This is a genomic window from Parabacteroides sp. TM07-1AC (assembly GCF_003480915.1).
Lineage (GTDB): Bacteria > Bacteroidota > Bacteroidia > Bacteroidales > Tannerellaceae > Parabacteroides > Parabacteroides chongii.
The window spans coordinates 93,116-109,825 of the sequence record NZ_QUKD01000004.1; the positions used below are offsets into that span (position 1 = coordinate 93,116).

The following is a 16,710-nucleotide window of genomic DNA, read 5'->3' on the forward strand; positions in this document are numbered from 1 at the left end:
CGTATGCCACGGATACGCGCTTTTCATTTCGGGCGAAAGCAACTGTAACGTGATAGGCGAAAAGAATTTCCCGGCAAAAAACGGTGCCGGGACTGTACCTCCGCCGCAGGACGGGGAGTACACCGTGGACGACCTGAAGACCGCTCTGGAAGAGTCCGAGCGGTCGCTGCATGATGCCGTCTTCATAGCCCGCCAAGTGTGGGAGAAGGACTGCGATGCCGTGAAGTTCGACATCGACGACCTTGTGCAGATAGAATCGGCATTGCAGGAGATATGCAACATCACCGCAGGAATTGACAGCGGGGACGATGGCGAGTGACATGACGCGCACACGTGCTGCGGAAACTGCGGGGCGTGCGCGCTTTTTCGGGCATTGATATACACTGTGTCAGGATTGCACCCTGAAATGCCCGCACTTTTCTAAAATTCCCTCCGATATGACTTCCTTGCGCCGTGAGGCGTTGTGCCTACCTTGTATATAACACGGTTAAGCACGGTCTGGCGTTCTGCGGAACCGCCTGCCGTGCTTCCGCTGTTATCCTGTGCGGGGAAGCGGAGAACGGATGTGCCAATAATAAAACGAATAAATATGATAGAAGTGTTTGACGCAAAGCGCACCCGCAGTTACGGGTGCTTTGCCAGTTTCAAGGCTGCCACCGATACGCTTGACAGCCTTGCCGCGACGGGACAGCTCGGAAGTGTGCCCGCTGTCAGCGTGGCGGCGTATTGCAGCGGCGTGTTACAACGGGAATATGAAGCGGTGTTTGTCGGTGGGAAATGGCGTGTGCCGAAATCTCCGAAAAGGCGGATGCCGGAAACGAGACCTGCCCGTGGGAGACGTCGGCGGAAATGGTGCAAGGAGTACGCTACGGCGGAGCTGATGTTCCGAGAAGGGTTTCCCGACCATTTGAACCGCAGTTATCCGCTCTCGGCGGACAGCCTGAGACGGTGCAACCGGAAATGCAGAATTTATATGCAATAATAAAAACGCAATGAGTATGAAAACATTAGCAGACGTGAAACGGAAAATGACGCTTGGCTCGAAGTGGCGGTGTGTCCGGCTGTTCGAGGGCGGAAAAGACCTCGGCGTGCGTGAGGTCGGGAAAGTGCAGGGTAATGCCGTGGCATTCCTCAAACCCGACGGGAAACTCTCGTGGCTATGGTGGCCAAAGGCAAAGGACGTGCAGGTGGAAGAAAACGCCTTCACCGTGCTCCAGAACGGAGTGCCCAAGCTCAAGTACATCTATGCCGGATAGGTGTTCCGGAAAAAATCATGCAAAATAATATGAATTAATAACAACTATGGGGGCGGAATGCCCCTATGCTTTTATAAACGGATAAAGAAAATGACAGAAATAACGAGAAAGCAGATATCTGGTCTGCGGGTAAAGATGTATTAACGGCTATGGGAGAGGAACATAGAATCAACGAGATAAAAGGTGTCATCATCAGCCGTGCCCTGCTCAAGGAATACGGGTATGATGGCGATATGCCCACCGACAAACAGATGCAGGTCATCGGCAACGGGTTACTTGAATACTGGGGCGTAAGCGACGGTTTCAAGGAAGCCCTCGCCAGTACAATGGAGAACATGTTCGGTGTAAAAGCAAAAGATTAGGTCTATGGAAACGAAAGAACTTACTACCCACCAGCGTGGTGTTATTCTACGCGGCATCTGCGGCGGGGCTGCATTGAAAGACAAGTCGCCGCAAATATCTGAAAACAATACCGTCATAACCTGCGCCGGAGGGTTGGAGATTTGGGACATCTGCTGCATCAGCAGTGATGCCGAAGCCTTCGGCCTGAAACCGTCCTTCGGTTATGACGGGCACACGAGAATCACTTTCACCCCCAAAGAATAAGCGGAATGAAATCATATTACTACTTGGACTACCTGCACCGTGAAATCTTCCTTGAAGAGGAGGATATTCAGACCGTTCCGGAATCAGGCAGGGCGGACGATGCCTGTTCCGCCATTGCCGAAAAGCCGTATGTCGTGGAGCAGTTCATGGCGGACTCTTTCCGGACACTCAAAGATGTGGCCAGCCGCCTGTGCGATTCCCCTGATATTAAAAGCCGCCACGATGCGCTGATGTATATCGTGTGGAGGGTGGCACTGGACATCAAGGAGTGGCGGACTCTGAGCCATAGCGAAGCCGCCGTCAAGGTAACCCGTGAGGACGGTTTCGTGTGGCTGCTTGTATCGGCGGAAAATGCCCGGAAGCTATGGGAGGCAGACGTATTCTCCCTGTACAGGCTTTATGCCGATGATTCGGAATCCCTGATCGAAAGCGAGGCGGAGCTGGAATCGACTATCAAGGGCGGATACCAGATAGGTATCGAGGTGGGGTTCGCCTCTGTAATGGACCATGCCGCCCGGATGAAGCAACAATAAAAATCGGAAACAATCAAATAACGAAATCAAGAAGAAAGGTATGGAAACAACATTATTGACAAAGGAAAATGCCCATCGTGTGACCATGGTGCGGCGTGTGGATGCCCCGGAAAGCGAACCGGTAGCGTTTCTTTTCAGGGGAAAGAGACACGGGTATTGCAGCTATTCCCATCTTGTAGGGAATCCGGGCAAGGAAGAAATCCTCGCCCCGGCGGACTTCAAGGACTGGGAAGTTGTGGAAGTGGCGCACCCGGGCTATCTGGAAGAATATTTCAAGCAGGCGTGCAGCTCCTACAACCTCACCTCCTTCTCACCCGACGAGCGGGGTGAGTCAGACATCGCCTCGCACGAAAAGGAACTGCACGAGGATTTGCAGTCGATGCCCGAGCAGCAGCGGGAACGTTACATGGAAAACTACAAACGCTATTTCTCTGCCATGATCGCCGCCAACAGCCGTTGTGCCAGCGCGATGATTACGGGACCTGCACGCTTCAACACGGGCCGCAACGAAAAGGCCTGCAACAGCCACGCCAAGAGCGTCACGGCGTTCCGGGAATGGCGAGAACGTGCACTCGAAGCGATTCGCAAGGCTACCGAAGCGGCCAAGCCCGAAGAACAGCGTCTCGAGGAGGAGTGGCAGAAGGTCAAAGCCTTTATCGACGATGCCGCCTCGACCATTCACGGTATCGATACGGGTACGGCACGAGGCTATAGCCGGGCTCTCTTCGTCAGCAACCTCGCCGGGCGACTCTCCACCTATGTCAACCATGGCAACGTGGAAATCATCGACCGTGCCGTCGCTCGTCTGCGAGAGTGGAACGACAAAGTCAAGAAACCTGTCGTCACGGCACGCCATTCAATCTTCAAGTATCCCGAACTCGTCCGCAAGGTGCGGGAAAAGCAGCAGGAACGGGCAAGCCGTGAAAATCGTGAGATTCCGTTCGATGGCGGCAAGGTGGTCTACAACTTCGAAGAAGACCGCCTGCAAATCCTCTTCGACAAAATACCCGATACCGATATGCGTACAACCTTGAAGCGTAACGCTTTCAAGTGGGCGCCACGCAACCAGGCATGGCAGCGCCAGCTCACCCGCAATGCCGAATATGCCGCCGGTCAGGTGTTGAAAATAACCATTTAATCCAGTGCCCATGAGATACATCATCGATTCACGTTATTTCGACGGGACATGCCTCACGTCGATGTCGGATGACATGCACAGCGACTACGGCGGCGAGACGCTGGAAGCACTGCGCGAAAGGGAGAAGAACCCGTACCTGGTCGCTGTATCACCGGTACGCATGACACTGCTTGTGAAGCGTTATACCCGGGCACTTTGCAAGCCCTTCCATGAAATTACGGAGGAACGTTATTACGAACTGCTGGAATGCCTGCCTCCGGCCCGCATGCAGAGCGACTGGTTCTTTGTCGGGGAACCGTATTACCGAAACCTGTACGCGCTCTGTTTCGAGTCGGACGGCAGGTATTTCCGGGCGGAACGTCCCATACGTCTTTCCAATGCGGAAATCTACCGCCAGATTCGGGAACACATGGAGAAAGTAAACCTGCATCCCGCCATCGTCAAGAAGGCTTCCTTTGTCAAATATGTCAATTGGTACAAAAAGACGGTCACCTACATACCGTACTATTTCGAGTATGGAGGTAAAATATATTTCCTGAAGAACCTCGCCACTCGGACGGGATCCGAATTTGGCGACCGCCGGGAACGGAACGAGATGGCGGCATTGCTGAGGAACCTGCGCGGAAACCGCTACGAATACTGCACTTTCTACTCCCAAAAGAAGGACATCTTCGAGTTTTTTGACTGGCTACGGAAGAACAAATACACGCTGGAAATCCAGGGCGACTTGTTCGACTTTGCGGATGACCGCTCCCACGTGGACTTTCACGGCAATGTATGCGAGTATTCGGCTGTGTTCCATTACCGCATCTATTCACGCGAGCTTTTTGGCCATATCATTAACCAGCTACGCACCGTGAAACGGTATCACGCGTGGCATAAAAGGAGGGAAATACGATGAAAATCTCAAATGAACCTACCCCATACCTCCTGCTCAAGGCAGGAACTGACAGTGCATGGGATTGCTGCGACTTTGCAATCGTGTACCTGTCAAAAGAGTGGAGACAGACACAGTCCGGCAGGCTGGAAGCCGTCAAGCCATTCAAGGATGACATCAGTTTCCAGTCTTTGAACTTTTATGACATATCGGTTGGTTTTTACCAGCCGGACGAGGACGGGATACTGGGCAGCGAGGACTTGCCGGAAGACAATAACTGGTGCTTCGTGGAACTGACCGAAACGGAACTGGAAAGGTTGGTTCCGCCGGACAATGTGCTGGTCAGCCATATCTTGGCGGTATTTGCAAACGGGGAAGCCAGATACCGGGCGTACGGCAAACATACCGACGAGCGATTCTATACTGAAAAATTCCCTTTGCAACAGATTTTGGATATACTGGCGAGTCATGAATCTTAAAATTTCAAAGCAACTATGACAGAAATCATCAAAACGGACGGAACACGCCAACCCGTGCAGCCAGCCAATGGCTCAGACTTCACGCTGGAGGAGATGCAGGCGATTGTCGGCGGCTACATCGAACTGGTGGAACTGGACGGGAGCACGACAATGGTCGTCAACGAGGAAGGCAAACTTATCCCTCTGTCCCTCAATCTTGAAGCGAGCAGGATATTCCGTGCTCATCTCGGTGACGGGTCCGATTACGGATTTTGGAAAATGGACAAGTGAATGTCGGAACATGGTACGGATTACAAAAGACAAGCGGCATGACATTCTCAAAGACGGGATTTGTATCGGGCAAATCTATCTTGCCCGTGCCGAAAGCAGGAAATTAAGATACTGGGCAATCTCTTGCATGAGTGGAATCGGCTTCAACACTTTCAATGAAGCCCGCAGTTATGCCAAGGATTTCCTTTAATAAAAGAATCGCATGAAAAATTGGATACAACAGATGCTTTTGTGGCGTAAAAAGACGGACAAGGGCAGAATGACACTCGGAAAGGTGCAGAAAGAGTATCGCGAGAATGACGTATGCATGGGAGAACTCCTTGATGCCCTTCCCGCCGACGGCCTTTCCATAGAGGAAGCTTTCGAGCTGGCTATCACCGCCAAGAAGTGGGCGGACGGAGACCGTTTCTACCGGAGTATCAACGATGGAGAACCGGAAGAATTGTAAGGTAAATAACAATAAACAATAATGACAAATGAGCAGATATGATTTTATAAGATTCGGCGGCTTTGTCAACTGGGCGGACGAGGACACGGACACGTTCCGGAAAATGAAAGTCTGCCTGCCGGTAAAGGAGCCTGTCGAAGATGACACGAAAATAGGACTGATTTCCACGGACGAGGACAATCCGGAAGAAATCGCGGTTTCCTATTCCGTCAGGGCAGCCGAACTCATCCCTTGGACGGACTCATTCCAGGAAGGATACTGGAAAGCCCTGATAGTGGCAGAGGCAAACGGAGCAGGCACGGACGTATTGCTGCCCATGCTCAAAGATGCCGGACTATGCCTGATGGAATGTGTCTTCCTGATGCTCCGGAGCGATGCCTGCAAACTGTTTCCGGTCCTGTGCCGGCTGTTCCCGGAAGTGGAGGAAATGTTTGAGATTATCACATGGAATGACAGGGAATATTTTGTCAGGGAACTGACGCTGTTCCGTGGAACGGGCGGGGAATACAAAACCCTAGTCTCTGTAACGGGTCTGCAAGACGTGCTGGTCGGCAAAGACGGCGCACCCATATCGGACGAGGCGGAGGCCGTGGACCGGAAAATCTGCTATTACTTCACGGACGAGGAGTTCCTGCTGCCGGAAGAGCGGCTTGTAGCCCTTGCGGAGGATGCGTGAGAAATCATAATGTATGTACAAAGACCAGAAAATGAATAAAAGAATGAACAAACAGCAAACCACTCCCGTTACCGACACTTTTAAGGGGATGCTACTTATGTCAATGGGTGTCCCTGTAGGAAACATCCGTCCCTACCGTTTGAAGTCGGCACCTTCCTGCCTCGGCGGTTTCGAGCGCATGAGCGTAGCGGCAGCACGAGCCTCGGGAATGGATATCCCGGAGACGGAGAAAGAGAACGATGAAGTTTACATATGCCGCTTGGGACCCGCCGTCTTCCATAAATGGATGCCTGTCTGGATGTTCGAAACCGCTTTCGAACCGGTTCCCGAGCAGAGACGCGGTGACCGCATCCGAACACTTACGGAAGAGATGAACAACCATCACGTGGCGGAGAAAGCCCTGAATGAAAAATGTTACGCCCTGTCCGTGGAGCTGCTTTCCGAGTGTGGCGGCAGCCTTGATGACAACGGTGAACAATCCTCGACCTATCTCCATGTTGTGGACCGTGACCCCGTGGAACTGGTCATCACGAACGCGTCGCTCCGGAAAGACGGGAAAATCTTCATCATGGGTTACAGTTACTACACGGGCGAGGAGTACGAGCAGGAATGTGACGTAGAATCCGGCATGGACATACTGAATTTTATCCTTTCCCAAAAAAGTTTTGAGTGCTATGAATGAAGACAAGATATTGCAAATGTTCTTCGACATAGGCCAGTGGACGAAGGCCATTGAGAAAGGCGTGCTGAAAGACATTAGGAAAGACCAACTTATTCGGCTGACCGACGAGCATACCCGTATGGCGATGGCCTATGCCATGCGCCGGGGAAAGTACGAGATTTCCCCTCCCCACACGGCGCAGATACCCAAGGACAACGGTGAGTTCCGCACAGTGTACGTAAACGAGCCGATGGACCGCGTAGTACTGGGTATCGCCAACGACCTGCTCTTCGAGTTGATGCCGGAGATGCTGCACTCTTCGTGCAAGTCCTACCAGACCGGTATAGGGTGCGGCAAGGTAGTTACGGAAGTCAGCCACCGGATGACAGAAACCGGCAATAGCGGCTGTCTGGGCTGGAAGTCCGACCTTTCCAAATACTTCGACAGTGTTCCGATACGGTTCATCGACGAGGCGTTCGACAAGGTGGAGGCCAAACACGGCCAGTCTGCCCTGATAGACGTACTTAGGAAATATTACCACTCGGACCTCTATTTCGATGAAGATAACCGGTTGCAAAGCAAGTATCAATCCTTGAAACAGGGTTGTGCTGTGGCTAGCTGGCTGGCGGATGTACTGCTCTACGACCTAGACAGGGAACTGTCACAAATGAACGGCTACTACGTCCGGTATTCCGACGATATGCTTTTTATCGGCAAGGATTATGAAAAAGCGATGGACACACTCCAAAAACGCCTGGAAGATAAATCCATGAAGCTAAATCCCAAGAAAGTGGAATACCTGGCAGCCGATGTCTGGTTCAAGTTCTTAGGATTCAGTATCAAGGGCGGCATGGTCTCGCTCTCGTCATCACGCATCAAGACCTTCCAGCACGAGATCGAGCGGCGGACAATCCGCTGCCGGGACACGACACTGGCAAAAGCCGTGGACGCCGTGAACCGTTACCTGTACAAGGGCGAGTTCAGCTGGGCGATACAGGTATTGCCGGTCTGTAATGTGAAGAGTGACCTCAACGAGCTGAACAAGTTCGTGATGGACTGCTTTAGAGCCATTCAGACGGGCAGGTGCAAGATCGGCGGTCTGGGATATGTCCGAACCAAACCGGATGGCTGCATCGTCCGGGGACGGGGACGCAACGTGAAGGCCAACCGCGATAAAACAGACCGGGACATACCGGGTTACCTGACTGTCGGCTGCATGCGTAACGCCCTTCTGACCAGCCGGGCGGTGTACAACACGCTGGTGGCATCGCTATAAGTTACGCCGGGCACACGGCAGAACGGGTGGACGGGCAGGCTATTCAACGTTACAGGCTTATAACCAGAATCCATATCGAGATTAACCGGTCTAACACCCGGTTAATCCCATCTCGATTCTGGCTGCGCCTGTAATGTATCGGGAAATTAAAGTCATGTGCCGTCTGTCCCGCACCCGTTACCGGAGCACACCGGGAAAGTTCAAGGAATAGGTTTGGGCATCCCGCGTACCAACGTCTTCTTTCCGAGTCTGAAGGCGGCTGACCGTCGCCTTCGGACTCCGCAGAAGACCCATACGCGGGATACATCGGAAGCATAAAGCCATGTGCCGGTATTATGAGAACTTTCAGTCTTTTCCAGCACGGGAACGTGCGGTTCGGGGGAATGGATTCAGCCTGCTGTCCCCGATAAGCCCGTCTCGCGCCGTCGTATCCCTAACGTTATACGACGGCGCCATTCCGGCTTCCGCCACAGCAGACATCGGACCTGTAAAGGAACGTGCCGGCATTCCGGGAACCGCAAAAAGAACAGCACAGGGCAAAGGGGGCAAGGCCGGGATTTCAACAGAGCCGCAATTCACACGGCTGGAGCCTGTGTCATCTCCTGCTAACACGACAGATGACACAGGTTCCAGCTGTACTCGCGGCCCGTATCAGGTTTTTAAAGGGATGTGCCGTCCGGATGAGTCCCCTGAACAGAAGGTAGCGCGACCGCATATGCACGAGGGACCCAAATTCAAGATACAGTATTCAAGCTTGGTCCTGAGCCAGGCAACTACCTGGTTCAGGACCGAAGTCCTACTGTATTTATCAGGACTATAAAGATACGCGCTAGGGGTTTGAGTGCCATTAATTGTAAACAGGTGAGAAAATGGAAGATATTTACCGAGAAACCGTCACCGCCATAGAGAACGGCGCAAATTTCCGGATTGATTTCCAGTCCAGAAGTTTAAAAGTAAACGGGAGACACATGATACGGAACGGCAGGTATGATGGCGCTCCGTGGTTGCCGGAGTACGGCTGCGGGGATTTTTTCACGGATGTGGAGGAGCTGTACCGCCGCTATAAACATTCGATACCATCGGAGCGCAGCCAGAGCAAGTCCCGCCGGTATTTCATGGCATTGCCCGAAAGTGACCTCGAGGACGGGGACATGCTGTACGGGCAACACCGGGATACCGCGCAATTCGAGCTGGAATTCTATATCCTCTGCCGGATTATAGGCGGGTTCACATGGAATCCCGAAACGATGGGCAAATGGTTCTGGCAAAGCGAAAAAGACAAGGACCTGGTGATACTCAGAAAATGGGTGGAACCCGGAAGTAATCAACTATTAACAAATTCACAATGAGCAGAAAGAAACAAGAAACAAAAGTCCTGTGCCCCGGATGCGGCACGGAATTCGCCATCGCGGACAAGGAATTTGCCGCCACGGGCACCGTTATCGGCAAGAATTCGGATTTGGGCACCGTCTATCCGGTGGTGGCCGGCCATAATTCTCCCGCCGGACTTCCCAAAGGGGCGCGGGAGCGTATCGAGGCACTCCGCGGTGCCGGTGTGGACGTGAGCTGCCTGTTCGCCATGCAGGGAGCCGAGGGCGGCGAGTATATCGCCTCCAACAAAGACGGGAAACTTACCATCCTGGATGACAACGACCCGATATTCGGCAGCATCATGGCACAGGGTACCGTTCCCAACAACCGACTCTTCCGCCGGTGGGTCATGGCACAAATGTTCCATATGATGTCATACACGCATTACCGTGAAAAAGAGCCGGCAGGGGTGACCGAGATGATTCACCGGAAAGGCTATGATTACCAGTGGAAAATGCTCTTGAACGAGCTGCACGCCCAGATGAAGATGGAACACAAGGACATCACGGGTTTTGCCGAGAGAAACCGCTGGTTCAACCGTGATGTGGTTTTGGCCATCGCGAGCGACTATGTCAACGCGCTGAAAAAACACGTGGGCAACCTGGAAACAAGAAAATGCAAGGGAGTTCCCTACAAGCGTATACACGGCCGTAATATTTTCGTGGAGGACCTGCAATCCAAACTGTACTACCCGCTTTCCATCGCGATAACCCACATCAGGCACGCGTTGGACGCCACACAGCTTTACAACGCGGTCAGACAGTTCAATGACCGTCGTATCCGGCTGCCATGGGGCACTCCTCAAAGCAAGGCATGGATGGATGCCTATAAGGGAGCCGGGGCGTTCTTTACCATGCAGAACCTGATTCGTTTCCACGGTTGCACGGCTGTCAATGACCGGGGTCGGCGTCTGGACAAGTACCAGTCACTGGCGTTCCTGTCAGCCAAGGCGGAAGAGTATAAAAACGGAGAAGGCTGGCGGTTGCTGGCAGTCCTGAAAAAAATGCTGGCGGACAACAATATCAACATCAAAAAGAAGATGGCGGCATGGCGTAAGAAATAGGCCGTCATCTCCATCCGCCCGGTAGGCGGCACGGTGTGGCGGGTCAGAATAAATTAGTACTCCCTCCATTGAAATGATGCTCATCCCTGTTAACACAAGATGAGCATCTTTCAATGGAGGCATTACATCGAAAACGTAAAGAGATGCCCCTGTTTGACGACCACACCGCTATTCTAATCAAAACGACATAATCCTTTATACGATGAGCAAGAAACAACTACGACGCAGGGCCTACCTGCTGTACCGGTTACGAAAACAGGGTATCCGATGCCTGACACGTTGCCGGACCATCTTCTACCCTTACGGGGAGGATCCTAAATCAGTACCGCAGATCTGCAGCCTGATAAGCGAATTCCATTTCCATGTCCAGTTTGAAATACCCGCCTGACATGAAACCGGGAGACATTGCAACGCTGAAAGTGCCCTACAAGGGCTATCGCCGTATAGAGCTGTTGGAACGGCTCCAATACACCTGGCTGGTACGCATCTGCGAGAGCGGGAAGGAGATCGAGGTCTATGAAGACGAGTTCGAAACGGATTAAAGGCACGGAACAATGAAAGGAGAACAACAGGAAGAACGCATACCGAACTTTATCGGCAATGCCGTCATTATCCTCACAGCCGCCCATCTGGGCTGCGAGGTGGAGATGCTCGCCACCGCACAGGAGGTGTGGCGGACGAAACGCCTGCCCGAGGCGATACTGCTGGGCATGTACGAAAAGGCCGCATGCGATGCCGTGTCGGCTGTCCGGAAGAGAGGTCTGGCGGAACAGGCTGACCGTCTCGGAGAGATATTTTACAGGACGGGGGAATTTCCCCCGCCGGAAGAAGACAATACATAAAAAGGAGTAACAAATGAAAACAAGGACTTTTCAGGAAATATATGATTTCTGCCGTACGGACGATACCTACCGGAGCTATTTCGAGGCATCGGACGAGTCCCGCATTACCGGAGCAAGGGCAAGAAAGTACTATTACGGCGACATCCGCCGAGGCCAGTGCCGCGTGGGGACATTCATCTACTGCCAGTCGATGCGGCAGCTTGAAAGGTTCCTCGAGGGCGCAAGGCAGGACCACTACATCCATGTTGACCCGCCGGCCTGCCGGGAAGTGAGCCTCAAGGACGATATGTTCCCCGGCCAGACCGCCTATATCGTGGTACATGTCAGGAGGCAGGGTGTGCAGATTGAAATCGAACACCCGTTGCATGGTGGATGGGTGCATTTCACGGCACGCTCCCACCGTCCCTTCACCAGGGAGGGAATCATAGCCGAGGCGAAGTCCTACATTGACAGCCACATCCTGCTGGCACCGGGAAGATACCGGGACTTGCAGCTGGAACATATGGTTTCCAAGGAACAGTTCCCCGCATGGTACAGGCAGTATAAAATGAGGCTGCACGACCGGGCGGAAGCCGAACATCGGGATATGGTGGACAGATACAGGCACAGGAACGACCTTACCTACGGAGAAGCCCGTGACATGCTCGCGGCTTCGGGTATATTCTTCGACCTGAACTGCGACGAGTTCGAGCGGGACGAGATTACGGAACAATTTGTAAGACTTTGTAACAAAACATAATACCCAGGCAAATGAATCTATATAATCAAATCAAATATAACGGGTATCGCATCAACATCTATTATGATGATGACGCCCGAAGCCCGCGTGAAGCGTATGACAATCTCGGTACGCTTTATACGGCACATCGTCGCTACCGCCCGGAGAAGGAGTTTGATGACCACTTCGATATCGACAAGGTTTTTGAAGGGCATATCGGAAATTTCCGGGAATCGTTCCTGAAGGAATATATCGCCCTGCCGGTCTACCTCTACGACCATGGCGGCATTACAATATCCACCTCGCCGTTCAGCTGCCCGTGGGATTCCGGATTTTTCGGAATCATCGCGGTACCGTTGGACAAGGTGCGCCGGGAATACGGGTGGAAGAACATCACCGCGAAACGCAGGAAGCGGATCGAGGGATACCTGCAAGACGAAATCAGTACCCTTGACAACTACTATACCGGGGAAGTTTTCGGGTATCGCATCATGCCGGAAAGTGACGATGACAATGAACTGGACAGTTGTTGGGGATTCTATGGTACGGAATGTATGAAAGAACTGGAAGCCGAATGCAGGCATATTATCGACGGGCAGAACAAAGCGGCAGCATAAAATAGAAAAATACGCATAATAACTGGAAATACAATGAAGACATCATACGGACTTGAATTTGACACGGTAACAGAAATCAATCCTGAATGGAGCGACTATGACAAGACGATAGCAGGATGTCACCTGGCCAATGCCAGGGTGGTCATCGTGGATACGGAATACGGGCAACCGATAGACAATGAGCATGACCTTGAAGAAATCTACCGGATTCTCGAAAAGAAAAAGACAGGCCATACTAAAAATGAACGACATGGAAGAAAAACGAGATAACAAGGAAATCAGGGTACGCCTGCACCATATCGACCGTGGAAACTGCACGGAAGTATGGGAGGTGCAGACAGAGAAGGGGAAGCCCAGACGCTATCTGGGACGTGACGACGGTTATGGACCGAAGGAGTGGTACACGCTCTGCGATGCTCCCTACGGCTATTGCGAACGCGACTGCCATGTGAGGGAGGACCTCACCCTCATTGTCTGCGACAAAGATTGGAACGAGGTGTTGCGAGACGGAACGGACAGGGAACGCTTTCCTGAAAGTTTCCCTTCACTGGATGAAGCCTGCAACGAGGCATGGAGCAAGGTCGTGAAAGTGCTTCCGCATGTCACGCACAAAGGTTTCGGGCAGTGGATCACCAAACAGTCATTCCTCCCGCTCAGCCAGACCGAAGAATTGAATTGGCGGGATAGCTACTATGAGGAAGAAGCGAGTGAGATACTCTCACGTTTTACATGGATCGGTGAAGAGTATGCCATATTCAAGGTTACCCAGAGGCACACCAAGTGCGACGCCCAATGGTACGAGTATTACGCGGGGAAGACAAACCGGCAGGAACACGAGTGGTATACCCGTTTCTTCGGTTACGAGTACCATGACCGGCATATCAGCGACGTACTCCGGACACTCGGAAGGCGGTGCGACGACATCATCCGTACTGCGGTGGAAACCCGCACGGACCACTATTACGGGCGTACGGTTTCCTGTTTCATGGACGAGTTCATCGGTTACGACCTGTCCCATGAACAGGTCCGTGACGCCAAGGAATGCAGATTGCGCAAGGCACGGGAAGACTACGACGAAGCGAACGCCTACTATTACAAACTGAAAGAGAATGAGGAAAGCATCCGTGGTATCGAATTGATGCTGCACTGCATAAGACAACAAATCCGAAAAATGAAAAGATAATGGCCAGAAAACTACATGTAGCCAGAGTTTGGCAAATCGAATACAAATATCCGGGTATGTATGGCGGGGACGGTCAGGATATCTTTTATGATATCCTGACAATGTTCGAAGTTGATAACTCCGCAGAAGACGCCTATACCGATGACTTCGAAATAGCCCGTTCGGGTCTGCAGCAGCTAAGAAAACATATCTCAGAACAGGATGAAACCTTCCGGCAGAATGCCGAAGAATTTTATTCCTGCCTGGCAAAGGTCGGGATGGACCGGGAAAAGTTTATCGAAGTACTCGATTGTCTAATCAACGGCAGTGACCAAAGCGATGCCTATGTGCATGTCTCATGGTTTTAATGATATGCCATGAAGGCGTTTCGAGCAAACCTGCCGTAACATCAAACCTGTATGAAACCTAAAGATAACGGGCTGGCCAACCTTCATGACCGGAAACGTGAGGAACGCGGTTTCTGCTGCATGCAACTGATCATATTCCTTACAGACAATGGAGTGAAGAGCTGGGATGAATGGCACCGGGCGCATACCGACGCGGCCCGGGGCGAATGCAGATACCGCAAGCGGTGCCCGGTTTATGGACGTAGCAAACATTTAATGAACAATAAATAATATGGTACTTAATATTGTAAAAAACGACCTGCCTGCCTCATGCATTGCAGAATATGTAAGATGCGTATTTGACAATGCCAAAGTAAACATCAAAGATGAAAATGCAGTATCCGTCGACATCGAAGTGACCGGAAAGAACGAGCTGCACTCTTTGGAAGGATTAAAAGAGTTGGAATACTATTTTAAAGATTATGACATAAGAATATGGTGACCGCCATGCAACGGGCGGCAAACCGGAAATTGTTCAACTACAGATAAAAAACAAGCAACATGGAACAGGAAAAACCTACAAAGCCGGAAACAGACAGAACCTTTCCGGAAGACGATGACACACTTTACCGTGAAATGACAGTGCACATGCCCCGCTGCTATTTTCCGACTTCGCTAGGCGAGAACAGTATCCTCAAATTTGCCGGAGAGGAATTCCGCCGCGTCAAGAATATTGTCTGCCGGCGCTACAACTTTAACGAGGACAAATATATCCGGGAGAACGCCGACGTATCCCCTTTCGACTCTGTTCGAGGCAACTTCGAGCAGGAAGTGTACAGACGTCTCCGTAAGGATTATGCGCACCTCAGTATCATCTCCATCAGAAGATCACTTATGGAGAAAATCCGCGACGCCGTGAAGAAGGAGAACAACATCATCGGCACGTTCTACCGCAACTGCGGCGTACATTACCGGGAGGCGGAATCAGCGGAGTATGAAACCTCCCCGATAGTGGTGGTCCACAATTCCGCTTTTTACGGATACGGCGGTTATGAAAGTGCGACCGTTTATGAACTTTTCATCGACGGGAACGGCAAACTGCTCTGCACGCTCAACGGCGAAGCCGGCGAGGATTTCGATGAGCCCATCGGACAGGTACAGACCGAGGGATTGCTTGAGATTGCCCACTGGCTGGAAGAACACGGGTTCATCTCCGCTGATGTCAATGACGACGAGATTGTCGTATGCGAGGGGTGCGGTTCAGACAATATACAGACCCAGGCATGGGTGGATCCGAATGCCCGTACATTCATCGGTACCACGGGTATAGACCGCTATGATAACTGGTGCGACGAATGCGAGGACCATCAGCCATTCTGTACTTTAAAAGAGTTCAAAGAACGCATGGAGGAATGGTGGAACTCGTTGGACGCAAATCAAATGGAACAGATCACGGGTTGCCGTCAGGACAAGTGTCCGGCCGGAGACAACCATCAGGGGTTTGCCGAAACCTGCAATGAATGGTGGGAAAACAAGGGCTATGACGAGAAACGTAAAATCTGGAAAGAACATAATGACTGCTGATTATGATTTACAATCTTCTTAAACGCATACAGAACCTGTTGGCTTCCAAGCCGTCCGGGACAAAGGAGGAACAGGAAATCCTGAGTCTGGTCAGCCAGGCGCTTCCTGCAATGCTCAATGGGCATGATACGGAAACACTTGCCGCCAATGAGCTGCTGGTACGGATATGCCCCGACACCAAACGGCCGGTCCTCGTATGCCATAACGGCAACGGGCAGTGCCTGTGCCTGCACAATGGGACGACGGAAGAGGATGCCGTCGACGTGGACTTATGGCTGCGTTCCAACGGTAGAGAGTGTAACGGCTACAACAAGTTGCAGGAGGCTGTCGTGGACCTTGCCTACAATGCCGGGGCGGACAACCTGTGGGAGGACAGGGACTCCCGTGCCGTCAATGCCGAGATCGTCCAGTGGGCGGAAGAATTCGAGACTGAGCATGCGGGCACTGATTGGGATGCGGAGGACTACTTCCTTGCCATCGACAGGTTTTACAAGGAAAAGACAAAACAAATGAATCCGGTTACAATACCGGCGAACTGAAAAAATGGCAACCGAATGGACAAGGAAATTGCAGAAGAAATCATCCGGGAAAACCGTTATCCGTCCGGATATGACATACAAGACTATCTGTTTGACAATGAGGATACTGTGCTTTCTCTGGAGGACGGAACGGAGCTGCTTGATGACTTCGACCTCTGGAAAGAACGTTCCGACCTCGAACTTGAAAAAATCATGGACCGGAACTACTGGTCCTCGACTGGTGGATATTAGATTAAAAACAGGAATA

31 protein-coding genes are annotated in these 16,710 nt (G+C 51.9%); 30 read left to right on the forward strand and 1 reads right to left on the reverse strand.

From position 1 onward, the window contains the following. Positions 1-49: 49 nt before the first annotated feature. From DXD68_RS10225 to DXD68_RS10295, 15 genes are all read left to right on the forward strand, one after another. Positions 50-319 (forward strand): hypothetical protein, encoded by a 270-nt coding sequence (locus DXD68_RS10225; RefSeq protein ID WP_008143004.1) that lies wholly within the window; start codon positions 50-52, stop codon positions 317-319. A 458-nt stretch (positions 320-777) separates the two neighbouring features. Then, positions 778-996, forward strand: coding sequence for a hypothetical protein (locus tag DXD68_RS24285; RefSeq protein WP_004293625.1), 219 nt, complete (start codon positions 778-780; stop codon positions 994-996). Positions 997-998: 2 nt separating this feature from the next. Beyond that, entirely contained in the window at positions 999-1,256 is a 258-nt protein-coding gene (locus DXD68_RS10235) for a hypothetical protein (RefSeq protein WP_004303959.1), read from the forward strand. A gap of 149 nt (positions 1,257-1,405) precedes the next feature. Then, the gene (locus DXD68_RS10240) at positions 1,406-1,618 is read left to right on the forward strand and encodes a hypothetical protein (RefSeq protein WP_004293628.1); all 213 of its coding nucleotides are present in this window, start codon (positions 1,406-1,408) and stop codon (positions 1,616-1,618) included. Between the two features lie 4 nt (positions 1,619-1,622). After that, positions 1,623-1,862, forward strand: a complete 240-nt coding sequence (locus DXD68_RS10245; RefSeq protein ID WP_004293629.1) for a hypothetical protein — start codon at positions 1,623-1,625, stop codon at positions 1,860-1,862. Between the two features lie 5 nt (positions 1,863-1,867). Next, positions 1,868-2,395 (forward strand): hypothetical protein, encoded by a 528-nt coding sequence (locus DXD68_RS10250; protein ID WP_004293630.1) that lies wholly within the window; start codon positions 1,868-1,870, stop codon positions 2,393-2,395. A 40-nt stretch (positions 2,396-2,435) separates the two neighbouring features. Beyond that, positions 2,436-3,533: a hypothetical protein gene (locus DXD68_RS10255; protein WP_004293631.1), complete on the forward strand. Its 1,098-nt coding sequence runs from the start codon at positions 2,436-2,438 to the stop codon at positions 3,531-3,533. A 10-nt stretch (positions 3,534-3,543) separates the two neighbouring features. Next, a complete protein-coding gene (locus DXD68_RS10260; protein ID WP_008860787.1) occupies positions 3,544-4,434 on the forward strand; it encodes a hypothetical protein in 891 nt (296 codons plus the stop codon). Continuing rightward, positions 4,431-4,889: a hypothetical protein gene (locus tag DXD68_RS10265; RefSeq protein ID WP_008143016.1), complete on the forward strand. Its 459-nt coding sequence runs from the start codon at positions 4,431-4,433 to the stop codon at positions 4,887-4,889. Before DXD68_RS10260 ends, DXD68_RS10265 begins: the two co-directional genes overlap by 4 nt. A 15-nt stretch (positions 4,890-4,904) precedes the next feature. Continuing rightward, complete coding sequence (locus tag DXD68_RS10270) at positions 4,905-5,159, forward strand: DUF3846 domain-containing protein (RefSeq protein ID WP_122361473.1); 255 nt, start codon at positions 4,905-4,907, stop codon at positions 5,157-5,159. Between the two features lie 10 nt (positions 5,160-5,169). Further along, complete coding sequence (locus tag DXD68_RS10275) at positions 5,170-5,349, forward strand: hypothetical protein (RefSeq protein ID WP_008143020.1); 180 nt, start codon at positions 5,170-5,172, stop codon at positions 5,347-5,349. Between the two features lie 12 nt (positions 5,350-5,361). Further along, on the forward strand, positions 5,362-5,607 hold the full coding sequence (locus DXD68_RS10280; protein WP_004293638.1) for a hypothetical protein: 246 nt from the start codon (positions 5,362-5,364) through the stop codon (positions 5,605-5,607). 28 nt (positions 5,608-5,635) lie between these two features. Beyond that, positions 5,636-6,283 carry a hypothetical protein gene (locus tag DXD68_RS10285; RefSeq protein WP_004293639.1) on the forward strand — a complete coding sequence of 216 codons (648 nt, stop codon included), beginning with the start codon at positions 5,636-5,638 and terminating at the stop codon, positions 6,281-6,283. Positions 6,284-6,296: 13 nt separating this feature from the next. After that, positions 6,297-6,965 (forward strand): hypothetical protein, encoded by a 669-nt coding sequence (locus DXD68_RS10290; protein WP_008143024.1) that lies wholly within the window; start codon positions 6,297-6,299, stop codon positions 6,963-6,965. Then, positions 6,958-8,220, forward strand: a complete 1,263-nt coding sequence (locus DXD68_RS10295; RefSeq protein WP_008143026.1) for an RNA-directed DNA polymerase — start codon at positions 6,958-6,960, stop codon at positions 8,218-8,220. Before DXD68_RS10290 ends, DXD68_RS10295 begins: the two co-directional genes overlap by 8 nt. Positions 8,221-8,565: 345 nt before the next feature. Here the strand turns inward: DXD68_RS10295 and DXD68_RS24290 are convergent, their stop codons facing one another. Next, positions 8,566-8,844, reverse strand: coding sequence for a hypothetical protein (locus DXD68_RS24290; protein ID WP_171059016.1), 279 nt, complete (start codon positions 8,842-8,844; stop codon positions 8,566-8,568). A 245-nt stretch (positions 8,845-9,089) separates the two neighbouring features. Here DXD68_RS24290 and DXD68_RS10305 point away from each other — a divergent pair, with 245 nt between their 5' ends. The 15 genes from DXD68_RS10305 to DXD68_RS10375 all read left to right on the forward strand — a co-directional run bounded on the left by DXD68_RS10305 (position 9,090) and on the right by DXD68_RS10375 (position 16,694). Beyond that, positions 9,090-9,569, forward strand: coding sequence for a hypothetical protein (locus DXD68_RS10305; RefSeq protein WP_004293642.1), 480 nt, complete (start codon positions 9,090-9,092; stop codon positions 9,567-9,569). After that, complete coding sequence (locus tag DXD68_RS10310; protein ID WP_008143029.1) at positions 9,566-10,654, forward strand: hypothetical protein; 1,089 nt, start codon at positions 9,566-9,568, stop codon at positions 10,652-10,654. Before DXD68_RS10305 ends, DXD68_RS10310 begins: the two co-directional genes overlap by 4 nt. Before the next feature lie 202 nt (positions 10,655-10,856). Beyond that, positions 10,857-11,042 (forward strand): hypothetical protein, encoded by a 186-nt coding sequence (locus tag DXD68_RS10315; protein WP_008143031.1) that lies wholly within the window; start codon positions 10,857-10,859, stop codon positions 11,040-11,042. Beyond that, positions 11,017-11,196, forward strand: a complete 180-nt coding sequence (locus DXD68_RS10320) for a hypothetical protein (RefSeq protein ID WP_004322731.1) — start codon at positions 11,017-11,019, stop codon at positions 11,194-11,196. Before DXD68_RS10315 ends, DXD68_RS10320 begins: the two co-directional genes overlap by 26 nt. A gap of 12 nt (positions 11,197-11,208) precedes the next feature. Then, positions 11,209-11,496, forward strand: a complete 288-nt coding sequence (locus DXD68_RS10325; RefSeq protein ID WP_118103642.1) for a hypothetical protein — start codon at positions 11,209-11,211, stop codon at positions 11,494-11,496. A 13-nt stretch (positions 11,497-11,509) separates the two neighbouring features. Beyond that, positions 11,510-12,235, forward strand: coding sequence for a hypothetical protein (locus tag DXD68_RS10330; RefSeq protein ID WP_008860791.1), 726 nt, complete (start codon positions 11,510-11,512; stop codon positions 12,233-12,235). Between the two features lie 11 nt (positions 12,236-12,246). Continuing rightward, positions 12,247-12,831 carry a hypothetical protein gene (locus tag DXD68_RS10335; protein ID WP_008143037.1) on the forward strand — a complete coding sequence of 195 codons (585 nt, stop codon included), beginning with the start codon at positions 12,247-12,249 and terminating at the stop codon, positions 12,829-12,831. 33 nt (positions 12,832-12,864) lie between these two features. Beyond that, positions 12,865-13,101, forward strand: a complete 237-nt coding sequence (locus DXD68_RS10340) for a hypothetical protein (RefSeq protein WP_004322721.1) — start codon at positions 12,865-12,867, stop codon at positions 13,099-13,101. Continuing rightward, positions 13,082-14,014 (forward strand): hypothetical protein, encoded by a 933-nt coding sequence (locus tag DXD68_RS10345; RefSeq protein WP_008143040.1) that lies wholly within the window; start codon positions 13,082-13,084, stop codon positions 14,012-14,014. The genes DXD68_RS10340 and DXD68_RS10345 overlap by 20 nt, the downstream gene beginning before the upstream one ends. Further along, positions 14,014-14,361 (forward strand): hypothetical protein, encoded by a 348-nt coding sequence (locus DXD68_RS10350; protein WP_008143041.1) that lies wholly within the window; start codon positions 14,014-14,016, stop codon positions 14,359-14,361. Before DXD68_RS10345 ends, DXD68_RS10350 begins: the two co-directional genes overlap by 1 nt. A gap of 51 nt (positions 14,362-14,412) precedes the next feature. Further along, the gene (locus tag DXD68_RS10355; RefSeq protein WP_004293651.1) at positions 14,413-14,631 is read left to right on the forward strand and encodes a hypothetical protein; all 219 of its coding nucleotides are present in this window, start codon (positions 14,413-14,415) and stop codon (positions 14,629-14,631) included. Between the two features lies 1 nt (position 14,632). Beyond that, positions 14,633-14,842 carry a hypothetical protein gene (locus DXD68_RS10360; protein ID WP_004293652.1) on the forward strand — a complete coding sequence of 70 codons (210 nt, stop codon included), beginning with the start codon at positions 14,633-14,635 and terminating at the stop codon, positions 14,840-14,842. Between the two features lie 59 nt (positions 14,843-14,901). Beyond that, on the forward strand, positions 14,902-15,924 hold the full coding sequence (locus tag DXD68_RS10365) for a hypothetical protein (RefSeq protein ID WP_117513727.1): 1,023 nt from the start codon (positions 14,902-14,904) through the stop codon (positions 15,922-15,924). A 2-nt stretch (positions 15,925-15,926) separates the two neighbouring features. Next, on the forward strand, positions 15,927-16,463 hold the full coding sequence (locus DXD68_RS10370; RefSeq protein WP_004293654.1) for a hypothetical protein: 537 nt from the start codon (positions 15,927-15,929) through the stop codon (positions 16,461-16,463). A 15-nt stretch (positions 16,464-16,478) separates the two neighbouring features. After that, positions 16,479-16,694, forward strand: coding sequence for a hypothetical protein (locus DXD68_RS10375; protein ID WP_004303944.1), 216 nt, complete (start codon positions 16,479-16,481; stop codon positions 16,692-16,694). The last annotated feature ends 16 nt before the right edge of the window (positions 16,695-16,710 follow it).

What these genes read in the sequence shown, in the direction of transcription:
- DXD68_RS24285 (WP_004293625.1), top strand. Translation starts at nt 778, where the DNA reads ATGGCGTGTGCCGAAATCTCCGAAAAGGCGGATGCCGGAAACGAGACC.
- DXD68_RS10235 (WP_004303959.1), top strand. Translation starts at nt 999, where the DNA reads ATGAAAACATTAGCAGACGTGAAACGGAAAATGACGCTTGGCTCGAAG.
- DXD68_RS10240 (WP_004293628.1), top strand. Translation starts at nt 1,406, where the DNA reads ATGGGAGAGGAACATAGAATCAACGAGATAAAAGGTGTCATCATCAGC.
- DXD68_RS10245 (WP_004293629.1), top strand. Translation starts at nt 1,623, where the DNA reads ATGGAAACGAAAGAACTTACTACCCACCAGCGTGGTGTTATTCTACGC.
- DXD68_RS10250 (WP_004293630.1), top strand. Translation starts at nt 1,868, where the DNA reads ATGAAATCATATTACTACTTGGACTACCTGCACCGTGAAATCTTCCTT.
- DXD68_RS10255 (WP_004293631.1), top strand. Translation starts at nt 2,436, where the DNA reads ATGGAAACAACATTATTGACAAAGGAAAATGCCCATCGTGTGACCATG.
- DXD68_RS10260 (WP_008860787.1), top strand. Translation starts at nt 3,544, where the DNA reads ATGAGATACATCATCGATTCACGTTATTTCGACGGGACATGCCTCACG.
- DXD68_RS10265 (WP_008143016.1), top strand. Translation starts at nt 4,431, where the DNA reads ATGAAAATCTCAAATGAACCTACCCCATACCTCCTGCTCAAGGCAGGA.
- DXD68_RS10270 (WP_122361473.1), top strand. Translation starts at nt 4,905, where the DNA reads ATGACAGAAATCATCAAAACGGACGGAACACGCCAACCCGTGCAGCCA.
- DXD68_RS10275 (WP_008143020.1), top strand. Translation starts at nt 5,170, where the DNA reads ATGGTACGGATTACAAAAGACAAGCGGCATGACATTCTCAAAGACGGG.
- DXD68_RS10280 (WP_004293638.1), top strand. Translation starts at nt 5,362, where the DNA reads ATGAAAAATTGGATACAACAGATGCTTTTGTGGCGTAAAAAGACGGAC.
- DXD68_RS10285 (WP_004293639.1), top strand. Translation starts at nt 5,636, where the DNA reads ATGAGCAGATATGATTTTATAAGATTCGGCGGCTTTGTCAACTGGGCG.
- DXD68_RS10290 (WP_008143024.1), top strand. Translation starts at nt 6,297, where the DNA reads ATGTACAAAGACCAGAAAATGAATAAAAGAATGAACAAACAGCAAACC.
- DXD68_RS10295 (WP_008143026.1), top strand. Translation starts at nt 6,958, where the DNA reads ATGAATGAAGACAAGATATTGCAAATGTTCTTCGACATAGGCCAGTGG.
- DXD68_RS10305 (WP_004293642.1), top strand. Translation starts at nt 9,090, where the DNA reads ATGGAAGATATTTACCGAGAAACCGTCACCGCCATAGAGAACGGCGCA.
- DXD68_RS10310 (WP_008143029.1), top strand. Translation starts at nt 9,566, where the DNA reads ATGAGCAGAAAGAAACAAGAAACAAAAGTCCTGTGCCCCGGATGCGGC.
- DXD68_RS10315 (WP_008143031.1), top strand. Translation starts at nt 10,857, where the DNA reads ATGAGCAAGAAACAACTACGACGCAGGGCCTACCTGCTGTACCGGTTA.
- DXD68_RS10320 (WP_004322731.1), top strand. Translation starts at nt 11,017, where the DNA reads ATGTCCAGTTTGAAATACCCGCCTGACATGAAACCGGGAGACATTGCA.
- DXD68_RS10325 (WP_118103642.1), top strand. Translation starts at nt 11,209, where the DNA reads ATGAAAGGAGAACAACAGGAAGAACGCATACCGAACTTTATCGGCAAT.
- DXD68_RS10330 (WP_008860791.1), top strand. Translation starts at nt 11,510, where the DNA reads ATGAAAACAAGGACTTTTCAGGAAATATATGATTTCTGCCGTACGGAC.
- DXD68_RS10335 (WP_008143037.1), top strand. Translation starts at nt 12,247, where the DNA reads ATGAATCTATATAATCAAATCAAATATAACGGGTATCGCATCAACATC.
- DXD68_RS10340 (WP_004322721.1), top strand. Translation starts at nt 12,865, where the DNA reads ATGAAGACATCATACGGACTTGAATTTGACACGGTAACAGAAATCAAT.
- DXD68_RS10345 (WP_008143040.1), top strand. Translation starts at nt 13,082, where the DNA reads ATGGAAGAAAAACGAGATAACAAGGAAATCAGGGTACGCCTGCACCAT.
- DXD68_RS10350 (WP_008143041.1), top strand. Translation starts at nt 14,014, where the DNA reads ATGGCCAGAAAACTACATGTAGCCAGAGTTTGGCAAATCGAATACAAA.
- DXD68_RS10355 (WP_004293651.1), top strand. Translation starts at nt 14,413, where the DNA reads ATGAAACCTAAAGATAACGGGCTGGCCAACCTTCATGACCGGAAACGT.
- DXD68_RS10360 (WP_004293652.1), top strand. Translation starts at nt 14,633, where the DNA reads ATGGTACTTAATATTGTAAAAAACGACCTGCCTGCCTCATGCATTGCA.
- DXD68_RS10365 (WP_117513727.1), top strand. Translation starts at nt 14,902, where the DNA reads ATGGAACAGGAAAAACCTACAAAGCCGGAAACAGACAGAACCTTTCCG.
- DXD68_RS10370 (WP_004293654.1), top strand. Translation starts at nt 15,927, where the DNA reads ATGATTTACAATCTTCTTAAACGCATACAGAACCTGTTGGCTTCCAAG.
- DXD68_RS10375 (WP_004303944.1), top strand. Translation starts at nt 16,479, where the DNA reads ATGGACAAGGAAATTGCAGAAGAAATCATCCGGGAAAACCGTTATCCG.